Source organism: Mycobacterium ahvazicum (genome assembly GCF_900176255.2).
Taxonomy (GTDB): domain Bacteria; phylum Actinomycetota; class Actinomycetes; order Mycobacteriales; family Mycobacteriaceae; genus Mycobacterium; species Mycobacterium ahvazicum.
Genome location: NZ_FXEG02000003.1, coordinates 1,209,229 through 1,228,337 on the forward strand (window position 1 = coordinate 1,209,229; position 19,109 = coordinate 1,228,337).

At 65.8% G+C, this 19,109-nt stretch carries 15 protein-coding genes; 9 read left to right on the forward strand and 6 right to left on the reverse strand.

The features are described from left to right. The 4 genes from mbtD to MAAFP003_RS18370 form a co-directional block, all read right to left on the reverse strand. Positions 1 to 3,054, reverse strand: a complete 3,054-nt coding sequence (mbtD, locus tag MAAFP003_RS18355; RefSeq protein ID WP_096289152.1) for a mycobactin polyketide synthase MbtD — start codon at positions 3,052 to 3,054, stop codon at positions 1 to 3. Continuing rightward, the gene (locus MAAFP003_RS18360; protein WP_096289154.1) at positions 3,054 to 4,373 is read right to left on the reverse strand and encodes a beta-ketoacyl [acyl carrier protein] synthase domain-containing protein; all 1,320 of its coding nucleotides are present in this window, start codon (positions 4,371 to 4,373) and stop codon (positions 3,054 to 3,056) included. Before MAAFP003_RS18360 ends, mbtD begins: the two co-directional genes overlap by 1 nt. Beyond that, complete coding sequence (locus MAAFP003_RS18365) at positions 4,366 to 5,124, reverse strand: thioesterase II family protein (RefSeq protein WP_096289156.1); 759 nt, start codon at positions 5,122 to 5,124, stop codon at positions 4,366 to 4,368. The genes MAAFP003_RS18360 and MAAFP003_RS18365 overlap by 8 nt, the downstream gene beginning before the upstream one ends. 554 nt (positions 5,125 to 5,678) lie before the next feature. After that, complete coding sequence (locus MAAFP003_RS18370) at positions 5,679 to 7,127, reverse strand: FAD-binding oxidoreductase (RefSeq protein ID WP_096289158.1); 1,449 nt, start codon at positions 7,125 to 7,127, stop codon at positions 5,679 to 5,681. A 208-nt stretch (positions 7,128 to 7,335) separates the two neighbouring features. Here MAAFP003_RS18370 and MAAFP003_RS18375 point away from each other — a divergent pair, with 208 nt between their 5' ends. The 3 genes from MAAFP003_RS18375 (at position 7,336) to MAAFP003_RS18385 (ending at position 11,343) form a co-directional block, all read left to right on the forward strand. Then, a complete protein-coding gene (locus MAAFP003_RS18375; RefSeq protein ID WP_096289160.1) occupies positions 7,336 to 7,761 on the forward strand; it encodes a hypothetical protein in 426 nt (141 codons plus the stop codon). Between the two features lie 352 nt (positions 7,762 to 8,113). Continuing rightward, on the forward strand, positions 8,114 to 8,512 hold the full coding sequence (locus tag MAAFP003_RS18380; RefSeq protein ID WP_165796434.1) for an MmpS family transport accessory protein: 399 nt from the start codon (positions 8,114 to 8,116) through the stop codon (positions 8,510 to 8,512). After that, on the forward strand, positions 8,509 to 11,343 hold the full coding sequence (locus MAAFP003_RS18385) for an MMPL/RND family transporter (protein WP_096289164.1): 2,835 nt from the start codon (positions 8,509 to 8,511) through the stop codon (positions 11,341 to 11,343). The genes MAAFP003_RS18380 and MAAFP003_RS18385 overlap by 4 nt, the downstream gene beginning before the upstream one ends. A gap of 4 nt (positions 11,344 to 11,347) precedes the next feature. Here the strand turns inward: MAAFP003_RS18385 and MAAFP003_RS18390 are convergent, their stop codons facing one another. Beyond that, positions 11,348 to 12,166 (reverse strand): 3-hydroxybutyrate dehydrogenase, encoded by an 819-nt coding sequence (locus MAAFP003_RS18390; protein ID WP_279304518.1) that lies wholly within the window; start codon positions 12,164 to 12,166, stop codon positions 11,348 to 11,350. A 255-nt stretch (positions 12,167 to 12,421) separates the two neighbouring features. Further along, on the reverse strand, positions 12,422 to 12,892 hold the full coding sequence (locus MAAFP003_RS18395; protein ID WP_096289166.1) for a DIP1984 family protein: 471 nt from the start codon (positions 12,890 to 12,892) through the stop codon (positions 12,422 to 12,424). 143 nt (positions 12,893 to 13,035) lie between these two features. Here MAAFP003_RS18395 and MAAFP003_RS18400 point away from each other — a divergent pair, with 143 nt between their 5' ends. The 6 genes from MAAFP003_RS18400 (at position 13,036) to MAAFP003_RS18430 (ending at position 19,102) form a co-directional block, all read left to right on the forward strand. After that, entirely contained in the window at positions 13,036 to 13,389 is a 354-nt protein-coding gene (locus MAAFP003_RS18400; RefSeq protein WP_096289168.1) for a nitroreductase family deazaflavin-dependent oxidoreductase, read from the forward strand. Positions 13,390 to 13,525: 136 nt separating this feature from the next. Next, positions 13,526 to 14,608: a GGDEF domain-containing protein gene (locus tag MAAFP003_RS18405; RefSeq protein ID WP_096289170.1), complete on the forward strand. Its 1,083-nt coding sequence runs from the start codon at positions 13,526 to 13,528 to the stop codon at positions 14,606 to 14,608. 175 nt (positions 14,609 to 14,783) lie between these two features. After that, the gene (locus MAAFP003_RS18415) at positions 14,784 to 15,794 is read left to right on the forward strand and encodes an alpha/beta hydrolase (RefSeq protein WP_096289172.1); all 1,011 of its coding nucleotides are present in this window, start codon (positions 14,784 to 14,786) and stop codon (positions 15,792 to 15,794) included. A 2-nt stretch (positions 15,795 to 15,796) separates the two neighbouring features. After that, positions 15,797 to 16,657, forward strand: coding sequence for an SDR family NAD(P)-dependent oxidoreductase (locus MAAFP003_RS18420; protein WP_096289174.1), 861 nt, complete (start codon positions 15,797 to 15,799; stop codon positions 16,655 to 16,657). A gap of 25 nt (positions 16,658 to 16,682) precedes the next feature. Then, entirely contained in the window at positions 16,683 to 17,603 is a 921-nt protein-coding gene (locus MAAFP003_RS18425; RefSeq protein ID WP_096289176.1) for a ferritin family protein, read from the forward strand. Next, on the forward strand, positions 17,600 to 19,102 hold the full coding sequence (locus tag MAAFP003_RS18430; RefSeq protein ID WP_096289178.1) for a flavin-containing monooxygenase: 1,503 nt from the start codon (positions 17,600 to 17,602) through the stop codon (positions 19,100 to 19,102). Before MAAFP003_RS18425 ends, MAAFP003_RS18430 begins: the two co-directional genes overlap by 4 nt. Positions 19,103 to 19,109 lie beyond the last annotated feature (7 nt).

Sequence of the window (19,109 nt, forward strand, 5' to 3'; positions counted from 1 at the left end):
CTAGGTGTCCAACCTTTCTAGCATCGCGAGCGTCGAATGGTGCGCCCCGATCGCAGCGGCGCCGCCACCCAACGTCGGCGCAGCTTTGGGCCCGCCGGTCGAGCCGGCGCCCAACGCATCGATCAATTCGTGGACGGTGATGCCGCCGAGCATCCGGGCCACCGGAACCGAGTTCCCCACCGTCCGGCGCAGCCGCTTGCGCAGATCCAGCGCGAGCAGCGAATCCACACCCAGGTCGATCAGCGAGGCACTCGAGTCAATCGACGACGAATCACCCAAGTGCAATGTCGCGGCCAGCTCGGCGCGCACCACGTCGGCGACCGGTTTGACAGCCGAGCCGTTGTCATGCTCAGAGCTCTCGCCGAGCGAGCCGCTGAACGGCATTGGCATTCCCTGGCTTTCGAAGAAGACCGCGAGCCGGTCGAAGTCCGCGTCGAAAATCAGTGGATCGCCGTCGTAACGGTACAGGCTGGCTTCGATCGCCAATTCGGGGTCCATGGCGATCAATCCCGAGCGTTCGGTGCGGGTGATCTCGTTGGCCGCCACCACACCGGCGGCCTGCCATAGTCCCCATCGAATCGCCGTGCAGTCCCGGCCCCCGGCCCGCAACTGGGCGGCCAGCACGTCGAGCATCCGGTTGGACGCCGCATACGCCGCATGGTGGTAGCCGCCCCACACGCCAAACACCGACGAGCAGGCCAGAATCCGGCAGCCGGGCCTGCTCGGCCAAACCTCGGCCAGCAGCGCCAATCCGCGAACCTTCGCCTCACATACCTCGGCCACATCCGTGCCGGTGAGATCCTCGCGCACCACCGCTTTGGCGATGCCGGCGGTGTGTATCAGCAACGACGCACCAGCGCCGGCGTATTCGAGCGCGGCGGCGGACAGCGCGACACGGTCGGTGATGTCACAGCGCGGGGCCTGCACCACCGCGTCATGGTTGTCGGCGAGCCGTGCCAACGTGTCGGGGTCAACGCCGTTGCGGCTCAACAAGGTAACCGTGCGCGCCCCGTGTTCGATGCAGTACCGCGCGTACCGCAGGCCGATCGCTCCGCTGCCACCGGTGATCACCACGTTGTCCAGGGCGGCGCCGTCCAATGGCCGGCTGATTGCCGAGTCTCGGCACTCCCGGAACGTCCGAGCATAGCGTCGGGGCGGTTCGGTCCCCCGCACCGCGATCTCGGCCCCTTCGCCGATCAGCGCCTCGACGACCGCGAGCGCGGTTGCGGCGTCGACATCGCGGCTGGGCAGGTCCAGGTGCCCGAAGATCTGGTCCGGGAATTCGAACCCGACGCTGCGGTGCATCGCCGCCAGGGCGGCCTGTGCGGGCGAGACATTCGGATCCTCTCGCTCGACCTGCTCGGCACCGACGGTCAGCAACCACACGGCCCGGCAACGTGGGCCGGTGATCGCGGCGTAGTCGGGTAGGCCCGCGTCGGATCGTCCGGCGATCTGCTCGATCGCGGCGAGCGCATCCAGCCGGTCGAGTTCCGGGGCGATCACCACGACGATTTCGGCCTCGCCGAGCGGCACCGCCCGGCAGCCGTCGTGCGTGGCGACGGCGTCGATCAATTGCCGCGTCAACGCGCCCGCAGCGGCCTCGCCGAAAAACCCGATGCTGCAACCGGTTGCACCCGTCGTCGACGTCACCTGCTGCCAATCCTCGACGGCAGCGGTCAGCGCGGGCACCGCGACCGGGTCGGTCAGCGGCTCCGGCGTCGCCCACAGGTGCACCGCCCGCATCGGCGCGTTCGGGAACCTCAGCAGCGGCGGCCGGATACCGCCCGGGATGGTTTTGGCCCACGGGCTGCCGGGGTCGGCGGTCGCGACGGCGGCGATGTTCGCCGAAAGGGCCTCGACGATGGGTTTGTCGCGATGCCCCGACCCGACGACCACCGCCGACTCCTCGTCGACGATATCGGCGAGCGGATAGAGCAGCGACGGGTGTGCGGACAGTTCCACGAATGTGTCGACGCCCAGCTTCTGCGCATGTCGCACGGCCCGGTCGAATCGCACTGTGCCACAGAGGTTCTCGTACCAATACTCGGAGAAGTCGATGTCGTCGTCCACCTCGCTGCCGAACGTGGAGCCGACGAACCGCGCCTCGCCGCGCCGGAAGCCCGAATCGGGCATCGACTCGATCAACGGAGTCCGCAACGGCCGCAGTGCGCTGGTGTGACCCGGATAGTCCACGGACAGTTGATGATTGAAGATGCCGCGACGCCCCGCCAGTCGCACTGCCGCGGCCACCGCGTCGTGCTCACCGGAGACCACGGTCGATGACGGGCCGTTGACCGCGGACACTTCCAGCCAGCCGGGCGCATCGGCCAGCACGGACTCCGCCTCTTCGAGGCCGACGCCCAGCACCGCCATCGCGTACCGGCCGGTCAGCCGGTCGACGACGCTCGCGCGCGCGCCGACCAATCGGACCGCGTCCGGCAAGGTGATCGTCGCTGCCACATACGCCGCCGCCACCTCACCGAGACTGTGCCCGATGGTGACCTCCGCAACCACCCCGTGGTTTCGCCATACCGCGGCCAGGCTGACCGCGTGCGCGAACTGCGCGCCCTGGATCTGCGTGCGCGACCAGTGCTGCTCCTGCTCCCCGAACAGGTAAGGCAGCGGCGAGGGCAACCCGGCCGCGACGAACGCCCGCCCGCACTCGTCCGCGGTCTCCCGATAGGCCGGCAGCACCCGGTAGGCGTCGGCTCCCATCGCCTGCCATTGGTTGCCCTGCCCCGGAAACACGAAAGCGATGCGCGGCGCCGAGCTCTTCGACGACCAGCTGGTCAGGGGGTGCTCGTCGTCGAGGGCCAGCGCCGACAAGCCGTCGACGAGCTCGGCCCGGTCGGCTGCCCGCACCACCGCGCGGTGACGTCGCAGCCGCCGCAGCCGCAACAGGGTCGACGCGACCGACGCCGCCAAATCCGGTGCGGCGTTGCCGCTGCGGTCCAGGTAGTCCAGGATCGCAGCGGCATCCCGGCGAATCAGCTCTTTGTCGTGCGAGGTGAGCAGCACCGGGACACGGCCGTCGGGCAACATGTGATCGAGCACTATGCCACCTCTGGCATCGAAACGATCAGATGCGCGTTGGTACCCGCGATCCCGAAGGCCGACGCCACGGCCGTGCGTTGTCCGGCAACCGCCGGCCACGGAGTCAGGGTCTGCGCCAGGCGTAACCCTTGTGCATCCCAATCGATTTCAGGACTTGCCTGGTCGGCGTGCAGAGTGGCCGGTACCGCGCCGTGCTCGGCCGAAACCAGAACCTTAGCCAACCCGAGCGCACCGGCAGCGGCCAACGAGTGACCCAGGTTGGACTTGACCGAACCCAGCAGTGCCCCGGCGCCGGGTTCGGTGTTCCCGTAAGTCTTTGCCAGCGAACGCAGTTCGGTGCGATCGCCGAGCCGGGTACCGGTGCCATGCCCCTCGATCATGCCCACTTCGCCGGGCTGGATTTCGGCTTGGGTGATCGCGCGGCGGAACAGCCGGACCTGAGCCTCCTCGCTGGGGGCGGACAGACCGGCACTGCGACCGTCCTGGTTGACCGCGGTGGCGCGGACTTCGGCGATGATCTGCCGGCCGGCCCTCAGCGCCGCCGATTTGCGTTGCAACACAAACATTGCCGCTCCCTCGGCCCAGACCGTTCCGCTGGCCTGCGCGCTGTACGGGCGGCAGTAGCCGTCGTCGGAGAGGGCGTGTTGCTTGGAGAATTCGACGAAGAAACCGGGCGAGCCCAATACGTTGACGCCACCGGCCAGCGCCAAGTCGCAATCGCCGTCGCGCAGAGCGCGCACCGCGACGTGGAAGGCCACCAGCGCCGACGCGCACGAGGAGTCGAGGGTGAGCGCCGGGCCGGTCAGCCCGAGCGTGTACGCCACCCGCCCCGAGATGACGCTCAGCGCGGTTCCGGCGAGCAGATGGCCACTGTGCCGGGAGAACTCGGCCATTTCGGGCCCATACCCGGTCATGGACGCGCCGACAAAGCAGCCCACATCGTGGCCGGCCAGGTCGTCGGGATTGATGCCGCTGTTCTCCAGCGCGCGCCAGGACACCCGCAGCGTCACCCGCTGCTGTGGGTCCATCGCGATCGCTTCGCGGGGCGAGATCCCGAAGAACTCTGGATCGAATGTTGCTGCCCCGCCGAGGAATCCACCGCGGTCGTGGATCTGTTTGAATCCGCTGCGGCGCGACCCGGCGAGCAGTTCGGCGACCGACCAGCCGCGGTCGGTCGGAAACCGGCCCAAGGCCTCACGGCCGTGCGCCAATAGGTCCCAGTAGCTGTCGGCGGTGTCGATACCGCCGGGTGCTTCGACGGCCATCCCGACGATCACCACCGGATCGATCTCGGTGGCTTGGACTCCGTGGTCAGACATCGGCGTTCACCTGTGCGGCGATCGCATCGACATGGTCGTAGACGTAGAAATGGCCGCCGTCATACAACGACAGCTCGAAGGACCCGGCGGTATGCCGTTCCCACTGGCGCAGCACGTCGATCGCGATGCGGTGATCGTCGCGGCCGCCCAGGACGTGGATGTCGGTGCCGATGCGGATATCGGGACTGGGGTCGTAGCGATTGAAGGCTTGATAGTCGGCGCGCATCGCGGTGGTGAGCAGTTCGGAGAATTCCTCGTCGGCCAGCAGTTCGGGATCGGTACCGCCGAGGTCGGCGAGCTCGGCGAGCACGCCGTCGTCGCTGGTCGGCAGTTCGGGCATGTCGGCGACGACACACGGCGGCGGGCCCGCGGAAGCCCAGAGCTTCCGCACGGCGACATCGCGCTCTTCGGCCACCCGGGCGAACTCGAACGCCACCACGGCGCCCATGCTGTGCCCGAACAACCGCAACGGTGCGACGCGGCGCCAAGGCCCGGCCTCGAAGAGCCCGAGGGCGAGGTCGTGCACGGTCTCGTGGGCAGGTTCGGCGAGCCGGTCGGCGCGCTGTGGGTACTGGACGATGTAGATGTCGCCGCCGGCAGCCAGTGCGGCGGCCAGCAGCCGGTAGCTCGCGGCGGCCGCGCCGGCGTGTGGAAACACCACGGTGGCGCCGTCAGCCGACGTGCGCCCGGGAACCAGCTTGATCCAGGACGGAAAGGTGGATGGCATGCTGATCAGGTCACGGAATGTCATGGTGCTCACCGGATGCCTGGGCGCTGTGGCTCAGAGCGCCGGCCGAGTGGGTAGCAGCGGCCCGGGACCCTGCCGCCACTCGCCGCGACCGGCCGGCCGGCGACGTCACGCGCAGCGAGCCCAAGGCCCGACACCGCAGGTTGCCGGCCTGCTGAACAGCGTCAACAGCAACGCCGACCCACTCGGCTACCTCCGCACGGATATTCTCCGAGCCCGCGGGGGCACGCACCACCAAACCTCCCTGAATTAGCACAGGCTGCCCTAATTTTTTTGGTTACCCTATCCTCTCTCCCTGCGCTGTTGCTACTAAGCCCCCGCCAAGGCACCCGGGTGATCCCGGACACAGCAGGGTCCGCGGAAGCTTGGGTGTCATCGAGCGCCGCGCATCCGGCGTTTGGCCGCCGGCCGGCATCCGTTTGCGGAGGCGCTGTCTCGGCTCGTGCGGCGTCGAGGGTGCGCTGACGGCGGGCCGTCCCGGCGTGTCGGCGCCCCGAGCGCACGGTGGGCACCGCGGGCGCAGACTCAACGCCGCGACCGCACACTCGACGAAGCTGCTAGTAGTTCAACCCGGAGAACATGACCCGGCCCGGATCGAACTTCTGCCGCACGGCCGACAACCGGGGCAGGTTCTGCCCGAAATAACGCGCCGGCGGCTGGTTGGCTTCGATGTAGTTCACATAGCCGCCGACCGAATACTGTTGCACCGCTTGGTGTGCCGTGCTGAGCCAGTTGGTCGCGGCCGCCGGGTCACCGGTTTCGACGTACCACTGCACCAGGGCGGCCTGCCGGCGCCACGGGTAGGCGGTGGCACCCGGGGCGACGGTGGCCAGGGCGCCGTCCAAAGCGTGCATGATGGCGAGCATGCGGCCGGCGCCGCGCGGAAAAGCGTTGACCGCGGCCGCGATTCCCTGAGCGGCGGCCGGGGTGAGGCTCTGGAAGACATCCGACCCGCCGACGTAACCCAGCGGCTGCGGGTTCAGATTGTTGACGGCCAGATACCGGACCAGGTCCATCCGGTTGAAGGTGTGGCTCTCGGTGCCGGTCGGTTGCAGGCCGACGGCTGAGACGATGGCGTTGGCCACGCCGGGTCCCGATCCGGCCGGGCAGGTCGCGAGAATGCGGCACGCCGTGCCCATCCCGTCGGTGGTGCTGTCCGCCAGCGCCCAGCTGTTGCGGTCGGCGGTGCGCAGCCAGTTGGCCCAACCGACGAGCACCTGGGCGAATGACTGCGGCGGAAAGTTCAGGTTGACGGCATCGACGTCGTGGGTGGGGAAGGTGTTGAAGGTCAGCGAGGTGGTCACCCCGAAGTTGCCGCCCCCGCCCCCGCGCAACGCCCAGAACAGATCCGGGTTGCTGTTGGCCGACGCGGTGACCGCCTGGCCGCCGGGAAGCACCACCTGGGCCGAGGTCAGTTGGTCACAGAGCAGACCGGCATGCCGCGAGTCGGCACCCATTCCGCCGCCCAACGCGTGTCCCGCGGCACCCACCGATGGGCAGGTACCCGTCGGCAAACCCCGGCCGGCACCGGCCAGCGTCTCGTGCATTGAATACAAACTCGTCGCCGGCGTCACCGTGACCTGCCCGGTGGCCGCGTCGTAGTTGACTCCCCCGGGCAGCTGACGCAGGTCAAAAACCATGGCGCCGTTGGCCGTCGACGCGCCGATATACGAGTGTCCGCCACTGCGCGGAGCGACCTTGAGGTGATTGGCGGCGGCGAAGGCCATCGCCTTCTGCACGTCGGCCGCCGACGTCGGAGTGACTATCGCCGCCGGCGTCAGTCCGTTGTAGTTGGTGTTGAAAACCTGCTTGGCCGAGCCGAATTGCGGGCTGTCCGGCAACAGCACCTTGCCACCAAGCGCGGACGAAAGACCGTCCCAGCCAGTGGCGTTCGGCGCGGCGGTCGCCGGGGCGGAACCGAATCGGCCCGTGCCGAATACCGCGCCGGCCGCTATCGCGCCGGCGGCACCGCGCAGAAACGTCTGCCGCGAGATCTCACGCGCCACCGTCGGACTCCCGCGATTGCGTCATGCCCGCATTGTTAGACCGCGGGATACGCGGCAGCGCCCGACGTGCGGCGCCATGACCGAAACGAGCTCGAACCGTTACCGCCGCCTGACCAAAGGCTGGCAGTGATTCCCCGCGCCGCACGCTCGGGCCTAAGCTAGTGCTCGGTCGCGTCCACAACGGCTACCGTCAGGCAAGGAGCGCGCAATGGAGCAAGGTTTATACGGGCTGCTCACCGTCGTTGCCCTGGCAATGGCCCTGGTGTTCGCCACCATTGCTGCCGGGTACGTCAAACGCCTGGGGGAACGACCGTCCCCTCCGATAGCCGACGAAATCGGCATCGCCAGAGCGGTCACCACCAAGGTGCGCAAACGCGAACCGATGTCGCAAGAAGAGCTCGACTACGCAAAGCGGATCGTGGCCGACCGCAGCTCCTTGCTGACGCTCAGCATCCCCGGCGCCTTGTTCTCGGTGGGTTGCTTTTACGTGTTCGGGAGCCTGTACCACCTGCACGGGGCGACCCCGTCGGAGCGGACCTTCCTCGGGGTGTTCCCCATGCTCGCCTCCTTGAACTTCACGACTCAGATCCTGCGCAGCGCGAGGTTGAAAAGACGTTTGCGGAAATTGTCGTGAGCAACACGATGGGTTCCGCTCGCACCCTTTCTGACAAGCCGTTTCACACGCCGGCGGCGCCCTAAGCAAACCGGCGTGGTCGCATCGGTTCGCGCTGCAATCAGCGCGACTGGGCGCATCCCCGTTGCCGTGAGCCCCGGTGGGTGGCAACGTCCGTAGTCGTCATGTTCTCGTATTGGCGCAAAGCCGCTACTCTTGACCATCAGTCCACCGCATTGGGCACATGACCGTCTACTATTCGGGCGGCGCGTAGGCGGGGATGACATGCGAGCGCAAGGCCTGAACCGTCGTCCGAAAAGGTGATCGAGTGAGCCCTCGTTCAGTCGGCAGGACCGTCCTGGCACGAGTCTGGATGCCTTTGGTTGCCGTCGTTGCGCTCACCGTCGGAGGGGTGGCCATGTGGAAGGTGCACGAGTTCTCCGATCCCCCGCCCGTCATCACCGTCAACGAGCCCGCGGCACCGCCGGAGTTCAGTATCAAACGGCTCACCTACGAGTTGTTCGGCAACGTCGGGCAAGGCGGGATGCTCGTCTGGGTGGACGTCAACGGACATCCGCATCGGGTTGATCTCACGACGCTGCCGTGGTCGCACACCGAGTCGACCACACTGACCGTGGTGTCCGGCAGCATCTCGGCCCAGGTTCAGGGCGGCCAAGTCGGCTGCCGGTTGCGGGTGAACGGCGTTGTCCGCGCCGAACAGTCCGATGCCCATCAGGACGCACACGTCTTTTGCCTGGTGAAATCCGCATGAGCGAGCATCGGTCGGAGCCCGTGGCGAAGCGACCATTCGTCCCCAGAATGGTCCGCATCTTCGCGATACCGATCATCGCCTTCTGGGCGCTTCTGGCCGTGTCGACGAACACCTTCATGCCGCAAGTGGAGAGGGTCGCAGAAGAACTCGCGGGGCCGGTGGTCCCGCACTACGCGCCGTCGCAGCGGGCGTTGTTGTCCATCGGCGCGGAGTTCCACGAGTCCAATTCGACCAGCTTGGCCATGATTGTGCTGGAAGCCAACCGGCCGCTGGGCGACGCGGATCATCAGTACTACGACGATCTGATGCGACGGTTCAAGCAAGACCCCAAGCATGTGCAGTACGCCATGGATCTGTGGGGCAAGCCGATCACCGCCGCGGGGGCGCAGAGCCTCGACGGCAAGTGCGCATACGTGCTCCTTCGTCTCGCCGGCGACATCGGCCAAATGCAGGCGAACGAATCCGTTGCGGCCGTTCGGGATATCGTCGCCAAGGACACGCCGCCACCCGGGCTCAAGGTTTACGTCAGCGGCGCCGCACCGCTGGCCTCGGACACCGTAGCTATTGCGAATTCGAGCCTGAACGACATCACGATCGTGACGATCTTTCTGATCATCGGGATGCTGCTGCTGGTGTACCGCTCCGTCGTCACCCTGTTTGTCCCGTTGGCCGGAGTTCTGTTCGAGATGTTGGTCGCGAAGGGGGTTATCGCTACCCTCGGTCATCTCGGGTACATCGAACTCTCGTCATTCGCCGTGAATATCGTCGTCGCGCTGACCCTGGGAGCGGGCACGGACTACGGCATCTTCCTGATGGGCCGCTACCACGAGGCGCGACATGACGGCGAGGGCAGGGAGCAGGCTTTCTACACCGCGTACAAGAGCGTCACGCCGGTCATCCTCGGGTCCGGATTGACGATCGCCGGGGCCTGCTATTGCTTGACTTTCGCGCGACTCAACTACTTCCACACCATGGGGCCGGCGGTTGCGATCAGCATGCTGTTCACCATCGCGGCAGCGCTGACGCTCGGTCCGGCCTTCTTGACGGTGGGCAGCCTATTTGGGCTCTTCGACCCGAAAAGCAAGGCCAAGGCGCATCTTTACCGACGGATCGGGACGAGCGTCGTCCGATGGCCGGTGCCAATCCTGGCGGCCAGTACCGCTGCCGTCATGCTCGGGGCGATCTTCGTGCCGACGTACCGGCAGAACTACGACGATCGTCAGTACCAGCCGCACAATTCCCCCGCCAATCTTGGTTTCCAGGCGGCGGATCGGCACTTCCCGAAGAGCAAGCTCTTTTCCGAGATGTTGATGATCGAGTCGGATCACGACCTGCGAAATTCGGCCGACTTCATCTCGTTGGACCGCGCCGCCAAGGCTCTCGAACGCCTTCCCGGCGTCGCGATGGTGCAGAGCATCACCAGGCCCATGGGTCGAGCTTTGGAACATGCCCATATCCCCTACCTGTTCACCACTCAGGGCAGCGGTCTGGGCCAACAGCTCCCGTTCAGCCAGCGGCAAAACGCCAATACCAGCGAGCAGGCCGAGATCACGCAGCACACCGTCGCGGTCTTGCGCAAAGAGATCGGCTTCTTCCAGACGATGTCGGACGAGATGCACAAGACGGTCCTCACGATGGAGGACATGCAAAAGGTCACCGACGAGTTGAGGTCGAACCTGGCCAACCTCGAAGACTTCTTCCGGCCGATGCGCAGCTATTTCTATTGGGAGAAACACTGTTTCGACATTCCCGTCTGTTACGCATTCAGGTCGCTGTTCGAATCGATCGACGGCCTCGACAAGATGGCCGACGACATCAAGGACGCCGTAGCCTCGCTCGAGGTCATCGACAAGACCTTGCCGCAAATCATCACCCAGCTGAAACTCACGGCCGACGACTCGGAGGCGCTGGCCAATCTATTGGTCAACACCTACGGCCAGTCGTCTCTGCAGACCACGCAGACCGACCAGACCTTCGACGACCAGATCAATGTCGGGCTCGACTTCGACCAGTCCCGCAGCGATGACTTCTTCTACATCCCCCACGAGGGTTTCGACAACGACGACGTCAAAACCGGTATGCAGCTGCTGATGTCGCCGGATGGCAAGGCCGCCAGGATCATCGTGACCCACGAGGGAGACGCCAACGGCCCGGAGGGTGTGCAGCACGTCGAACAGTTCCCCAACGCAATAACCGTGGCGCTCAAGGAGACCTCGCTGGCCGGCTCCAAAGTTTATATCGGCGGTTCCGGAGCAACCAATAAAGACATCAAGCAATACGCCGCGTCCGATCTGCTGATCGTGGCGATCGCCGCCTTCGTGCTGATCTTCTTGATCATGTTGTTCCTGACGCGAAGTCTGATGGCGGCCTTGGTAATTCCCCTGACGGTGGCCTTCTCCTACGCCGGCGCGTTCGGGCTTTCCATCCTCGTTTGGCAGCATCTCATCGGTCTGCCGCTGCACTGGCTGATATTGCCGCTCACGTTCATCATCCTGGTGGCGGTCGGTTCGGACTACAACCTGCTGTTGATCCTTCGCGTCAAAGAGGAGCTGCACGCCGGAATCCACACCGGCCTGATCCGCGCGCTCGGCAGTACCGGCGGTGTGGTGACGTCCGCGGGCTTGGTGTTCGCGTTCACGATGTTGGCAATGCTGACCAGCGATCTGCGAACCATCGGCCAGGTGGGTTCCACCGTGTGCATCGGATTGCTGCTCGACACGCTGATCGTGCGGTCGTTCGTAGTGCCGTGCATTATGCGCATTCTCGGACCATGGTTCTGGTGGCCGACGCTGGTGCGTAGTCGCCCGCTGCCGCAGGCACAAACCACCTAGGGCGTCATTGGGCGGTCCAGCCGCCGTCGATCGAATAACTGGCACCGGTGATGGTGGCCGCCGCCTCGCCGGCCAGGAAAACCGCAAGTGCCCCAACATCTTCCGGACGGGTGAAGCGGGCCATCGGCTGCTTGTCGGCGACGAACTCTTGCTTGGCCTCGTCAAAGGACTTTCCCGCTGACGTGGCGAACGCTTCGATCTGCTGCTCGATCAGAGGGGTCATGACCCATCCGGGACAGATTGCGTTGCAGGTGATGCCGTACTCGGCGGTTTCGATCGCCGCCACTTTGGTCAGCCCCACAACGCCATGCTTGGCCGCGACATAGGCGGACTTCTCCGCACTCGCGACCAGGCCGTGCGCCGAGGCGATGTTGATGATTCGGCCCCAGGCGCGCCGTTTCATCCCGGGCAGTGCGCACCGAGACGTATGGAACACCGCCGACAAATTCGTCGCGATCACCGCGTCCCACTTCTCGACCGGAAAGTCCTCCAGCTTCGCCACGAACTGGACGCCGGCATTGTTGACGAGGACATCGACCGATCCAAAGGTCCGTTCGGCGTCGCCGATCATCTCGGCGATCTCGGCCGGCTTGGTCACGTCGGCGCCCGAATAGGCCGCCGTCACCCCGAAAGCCTCTTCGATATCGGACCGCTGCTGCTCGACGGCGTCCGGGTCACCGAAGCCGTTGAGGGTCACGTTCGCTCCCTTGGCGGCGAAAGCCCGTGCGATCGCAAGACCTATACCCGACGTGGAACCCGTTACAACGACCGACTTTCCGTGGATCATCGCCACACTCTCCCCTTGGGGCCGCATCTCGGCCATCGGAGGTGATTATCCGCCGAAAGCTTCCCGGCCGGCGTTTCCTGAGGTGGATGCCCCTTGCCCGCCCTCATCGTCACGAATCTGCACGTGGTGATGTGCTGTGTGCTGTGTGCTGTCACCGGTGCGCAATGCTGGGCTGCGATGTGATGAGGGAATCGGACCCTCTGCACTGCCCTTCGTGCGCCAGGAGAGACCGGACTTCGCCCGCCGATCAGGGCTTGCGCACGCCTTCACGACAACTACCTGCTCCACCTCTTAATCCAGCAGATCTACCTCCCAGTTGGAGCGTTGGATCCGCACGTCTAGCTCACGAAGCTCGCGCGCCAGCACATCGGCCTGCGCGCGCAACTCGGCGACAGGCAACGCGGACTGCATTTTCAGCTCGGACCGCAGCTGCCGAGAGTAGCTGGGCTGGTTGGTGCCCGCGGCGGCATCCGCCGCCACGGTCAACACGTAGTGACGGTGGCGCAACGCGTCGCGGCGGGCCAACGCATCGGTCAGGGTGCCGTCCGCGTCGATGGTGGTGGCAGCGTTGGTGCGGTTGATACGCCGGATCAGAGTTTCGAACTCATCGAGCACCTCGCCGACCTCGGTCAGCAGGGCTGACGCGTCTTCAGCGGGCTCTTCGCCTTCTTGGTATCGAGCGTTGTTCACGATGCGAGTGCGTAACTGCTCGATCCGCCGCGCCGCGGTCGCGCGAAGCGACAAAGCCTCTGCGAGCTTCACGATTCCAACTCCTTTGTGATTGCCGGCCCGGCCAAGTGACCGCGTCGGGTAGCCCGGGCCACTAGCATCATGAACCCGGCTTGGGCGGCTGGCAATTCACCTTCCACGCAGTGCCCAAAGCGCCACCTCACGGGCAAGAAGCTATGCGTACCAACCGATCACGACTTGCTGTGCTGTTGATGACCACGACCGGCGCCCAGTCAGGCCTGCCGCGCTTGACCGCACTCGCGTACTTCCCGATCGACGACGCCCTGGTGATCATCGGTTCGCGTGGCGGCGCACCGAACGACCCCGCATGGGTGCACAACCTGCGCGCCAATCCACGGGTGCGCCTGGAGATAGGCACCGAATCGTTCGAGGCCACGGCCCGCGAGGCGCTGGGCGAGGAGCGCGATTCCCTGTTCGACCAGGTGGTGTCCCGGTCGCCGAATTTCGGGGTGTATCAGACCAAGACCACGCGTGTCATCCCGGTGTTCGCACTCCAGCGCGGCAAATAGTCGGCCTGCACGTCCGCTCCGCGATCCCGCTTTGCGCGAAGAGCCCCGCATTTCAGCAACCGGTAAGTAGCATACGACCGAGGTTTGGTCGGCGCCGTCGATTTCCGACGTCACCGGGGGCGAGGGGCGTCGGTAAATGGGGTGGATCAGCGCGTGGTGGCGGCAGCCCGACCACTATGACTGGCTGTCGGAATACCTTGCCGCGCGCGGACTGAAGCCGTTTGTCCGCTTCCTGCTCGTCGCGATCCTGACCACCCTGGTGGCAGCGACGGTGTTGATGCTCAGCAGCCCATCAGGTCCGCACGCACCCGCGCAGCGCGCCGCCGCCGTGGCGGCCATCGTCATCCTCGCGGGGTTCGCGCTGGTATACGGGCGGTGCTGGCCGACCCGGGCGCAATCCAAGGTCTTTTCAGCGGTCGGCGCGCTGGGCATCGCGGTGGTTTGCATTGTGCAGTCCGACCCGCGTAACGGAATGCTCGGGTGTGCGGCATTCGGCGGCCTGGCCGGTTACGTCGCGTTCTTTCACTCGGCTCGCGTGTTGGTTTTCACGCTCGGCACCGCATCAGGTGCGGCAGCAATCTGCGCCGCCCGCATCGCCGCGAACAGCGATGCATTGATCGCCACAGCGGATTGGCTGGTGCTCAGCGCGGGGCTGCTGGCAGTACCGTTCTGCGGACAGGTCCTCGTGCATTGGTTGTCGGTGGACGCCCTGAAGTCCTCGACCGATCCGCTCACCGGGCTGCGCAACCGGCGGGGCTTTTATCGAACGGCGCCCAAGCTGCTCGCCGGGGACGAGCGCCCGCTGTGCATCAGCGTGTTGATGATCGACCTCGACAATTTCAAGCGCATCAACGACACCTACGGTCACGCGACCGGAGACCGGATCTTGGTGGCCGTTGCCGACAGCCTCCGCCGAATTCGCGGCGGCAAGACGGTGATCGCTCGCGTCGGCGGGGAAGAATTCCTGGTCGCCGAGAGCATCGGGAAGCAGGAAGCGCTCCAGGCGGCCGAGGCCATGCGGGTGGCCATTGCCGCGACCCCCTGGTACGTGACCGCCAGCTTGGGTGTCAGCAGCGCTCGTCTGCCGATGGTGGTCGAAAGACCCGGGCGCCAGATCATCGAAAGCCTGGTCGAGGCCGCCGACGCCGCGATGTACGAGGCGAAACGCGCTGGCGGAAACCAGGTTCGGTTGTCCGGATACCGCTACCCGCTGGACTAGCCACGCGGCTGCCGCGCCGTCGACGGCCTGGCCGCCGCGTTTCCCGATCCCGCAGCGGCCCGTCGTCGCACCGCGGAGTCGGTTGCCGCCTTCACGACGCAATGGGCAGGCTGACCGCCGCTCCGGCCAAAAGCTGCCATTGACGAATGTCACCATTTGCTGTTGACTGCGTTGCATGGCGGACATCGTTCCGGCCCGCGGGTCATTGCGGTCCCGCGGCGCAGCGGCAGTAAGCACCTACACCCTGCGACCGTTCAGCGGGCTGGTGCCGCCCGAACGCGCGTGGGGAATCTGGCTGTCGCGCCAGATGATCGCGCGTGTGATGGCCACCTTCGGCCCCTCACTGTCGGGCACCCGCGTTGAACTGGTCGACACGAGACTGCCCGACGGTCGCCGGGTCAAGGGCGAATGGGTGTACGGGCCCCGGACGCCGACGAGCGAAACCAGGCATTCGTCCAGCAAAGCCGGCGCGATCTACTACGTGCACGGCAGCGGTTATGCCATATGTTCGCCAAAGACTCACCGCCGGTTGACATCCTGGCTGTCATCGCTGACCGGCTTGCCGGTGTTCAGCATCGACTACCGGTTGGCGCCGCGTCATCGCTTTCCGACCGCCGCCGACGATGTCCGGGCGGGCTGGGACTGGCTGGTGCAAACGTGTGACGTGCCGACGAAAAATATTGTGATAGCCGGTGATTCGGCGGGTGGTCACCTGACGGTCGACATGCTGCTGCAGCCCGAGGTCGCCGCGAACTCTCCTGCCGCGCTGGTGCTGTTCTCGCCGCTGATCGACATGACCTTCGCGCTCGCACTCGCTCGCGAGAAGATTCGTCCCGATCCCGCCATCCGAGTCGCCGACGCGGCCCGTCTCGTCGCGCTCTACCACCCGGAAATCGATCTCACCCATCCTCGGTTGACACTCGACGTCGCCGGCGGTGCGATGCTGCCGCCGACCCTGGTTCAGGCCGGCGGGGCCGAAATGCTGCAGGACGATGCTCGGCAGTTGGCCGCCGACATCAAAGCCGCCGGCGGCCGCTGCGAACTGCAGGTGTGGCCACACCAAGTCCATGTGTTCCAAGCACTTCCGCGCATGACACCCGAAGCGGCAAAGGCCATGGCCTACGTTGCGCGGTTCATCGCCCACGCCTTGCAGGATGCCCGCGCCGTGGTTGACGAGGTGGGCTGACGATGCTCGGACCACTGGATAAACTGCTCGGCACGTCGAAGACCACCAGCCACAGCGCGTTGGCCGTGGTGACCGGGGCCGGCAGCGGGATCGGCGCGGCGTTCGCCGTCGAACTCGCTCGCCGGGGCGGCACGGTGGTATGCAGTGACATCGACGAGGTCGCCGCGCAGCAGACCGCGGACGCCATCGCCGAGCACGGCGCGAAGGCGATCGCGAACCGCTGCGACGTTTCGCGAATCGACGACGTTCGCGCGCTGGCCGAAGAAGCACGGTCCTTCTTCGGAGCCGCGCCCACGCTGATCATCAACAACGCCGGTGTCGGCGCCGGCGGCGCAGCCATCGGCGATGTGTCCCTGGATGATTGGGCGTGGGCGCTGGGCATCAACCTGTGGGGTCCGATTCACGGCTGCCACGTGTTCACCCCGATCCTGCGCGAGGCCGGGCCCGCGCACGCGCCACGGGGCATCATCAACGTCGCCTCGGCGGCAGCGTTCGGTGCCGCTCCCGGCATGGCTGCCTACAACGTCGGCAAGGCCGGCGTGCTGTCGCTTTCCGAAACGCTGGCCGCCGAATTGTCCGGTACCGGCATCCGGGTCACCGTGTTGTGCCCGACGTTCGTCAAGACCAATATCGTCGCATCGGGCCGGATCAGCGAGCAATCCAGCAACCTCGCCAACACGCTGATGCGCTGGACCGGGTTCTCGGCACAGAAGGTCGCGCGGACCTGCCTGGACGCTCACGATCGCGGTGAGCTCTACTGCCTGCCACAACTCGACGCCAAGATCGGCTGGAACGTCAAACGCCTTGCGCCGCAAGCCTATACCCGTGCGGTTGGCCTTGTGTCGCGGGCTAACATGCACTGACAAATTAAAGAGAAGGGGGCTGCTGGTGGCCATCGACATGGAAGCCATGCTTGCCAAGATCAAGGATCGCCAGTGGGCGCTCGCCGATATCGATTGGGACGCACCGGGGGCCGACACGATCAAGCCCGAGTTCCGGCCCAAACTCCGGGCCTTCATGGCCGACCTGTGCTGGATCGAGAACATCGGCGCCCGGGGATTCGCGGCGCTCGCCAAGAAGGCGCCGAACCCCACCATCGCCGAGATCTACCGGTATTTCCACGCCGAGGAGCAACGGCACGCCAACGCCGAACTGGCACTGATGAAGCGCTGGGGCATGCTCGACGACGGCGAGATCCCCAAGCCCAACGTCAACATCCGGTTGGCCATCGAGTGGCTGGACACATTCGCCGACGATATGCCGCTGTCGGTGCTGGGCACCGTGATCCCGATGCTGGAGGTCGCACTCGACGGCGCGCTGCTGAAGTTCCTCCTCGACACGGTGCAGGACCCCGTCTGCCATCAGGTGTTCGAGAAGATCAACAACGACGAATCACGGCACATCGCCGTCGATTTCGAGGTGCTGGAGATGATCGGCAACGCCAGCGCGCGTCGACTCGCCATCGAATTCGTCGGGCGCTTCGCGTCCCCTGGTCTGATCATCGGCGTGCTGATGTACGTGCCGCTGCTCAATCGGGTCCGCAACGAGATGGCCGGCATGGGGATGGATTCGGAGCGGTTGTTCAACGCGGTCAACCGTTTCAAGCAACTCGGCGACCGGGGTGAACGCACCCGGCGGGTGCCCACCTACAAGTTGCTCAAGCGCCACGGCATGTGGGTGGTCAACCCCCGGCACCCCTATCAACTGCTGGCCAATTCCATGGTGTGGCTGTCGGATTTCTATCCCAAGCCGCTGCTGAGGCCGGCACCGAGCTGGTCGAAGGAACTCACCCACGAGCCGGCAGCGTGACCATGGCAAACGACCACACCTACGCAGCGCTGATCATCGGAGCCGGCTTCACCGGGCTTGGTACCGCAATTCGGCTAGCCGAAGCCGGAATTACCGACATCATCATCCTAGAGCGCGCCGACCGGGTGGGCGGAACCTGGCGCGACACCACCTACCCGGGGGCCAGCTGCGACGTGCCGTCGCTGCTCTACTCCTACTCGTTCGTGAAGAACCCGAGATGGTCGCGGACGTACTCCCCCGCCCCCGAGATCTGTCGCCACCTCGAAGACATGGCGACCAAGTTCGACATCCGTCCGCACATCCGTTTCCGACACGAGGTCGACGATCTGACCTTCGACGAGGCCGCCGGCGTGTGGACGGTGAAGACCAAGAACCGCAAGAAATTTCGCGCCCGCACCGTCGTTGTGGCCTCCGGTCCTCTCTCGGATGTCAGCTTCCCGAACATCCGTGGTCTGAACACCTACCGGGGGCACAAGATCCACAGTGCCCGCTGGGATCACGACTACGACTTCACCGACAAGCGCGTCGCAGTCATCGGAACCGGCGCCAGCGCGATCCAGATCATCCCCGAACTGGTCAAACAGGCTGGATTCGTCAAGGTATTCCAGCGCACCCCGGGCTGGGTGCTGCCCCGCCTCGATGTGGCGACCCCATCGGCCGTGCAAGCCCTATTCGCCAAAGTCCCTGCCGCCCAACAACTTGCCCGCCAGGCGCTGTTCTGGGGCCACGAAGCCAGCGCCACCGCCCTGGTGTGGGATACCCCGCTGACCTCGGTGGTGGCTCGGCTCGGCCAGGCTCATCTGCGCGCCACCGTCAAGGACCCGTGGCTGCGCCGGCAACTGACCCCCGATTTCGCCCCCGGCTGCAAGCGGATGCTGGTCTCCAGCGACTATTACCCCGCGCTGCAGCGCGACAACTGCAAGCTGATCTCCTGGCCGATCGCGACGCTGAGCCCCGTGGGCGTCCGCACCAGCGACGGTATCGAGCATCACCTCGACTGCATCGTGTTCGCCACCGGGTACGACGTCCACCTCACCGGCCCGCCGTTCGCCGTCACCGGCCTCGGCGGGCGGTCGCTGGCCGACGAATGGGCCGATGGCGCACGGGCTTACAAGAGCATCAACGCACACGGCTATCCGAACCTGTTCTTCATGACCGGCCCCAACTCCGGGCCGGGGCACAACTCGCTGCTGGTCTACATCGAGGGCCAACTCGACTACGCGGTGCGCGGCATCCGCACCATTCTCGACGACGACCTGCGCTATCTCGACGTACGTGAAGACGTGCAACGGCGCCACAATGAGAGCATTCAGCGCCGGCTCACCAAGACGACCTGGATGTCGGGTTGTCGCAGTTGGTATCTCACCAAGGACGGGTTCAACGGCTCGATGTACCCAGGTTTCGCGACCCAGTATCTTCGCCAGATGAGCGATTTCCGCTATGCGGACTACCAGGCGGTGGCGCGCGGAGTGACCGCGCGCGTCACGTCGTCGGCCTAAGCCGGCG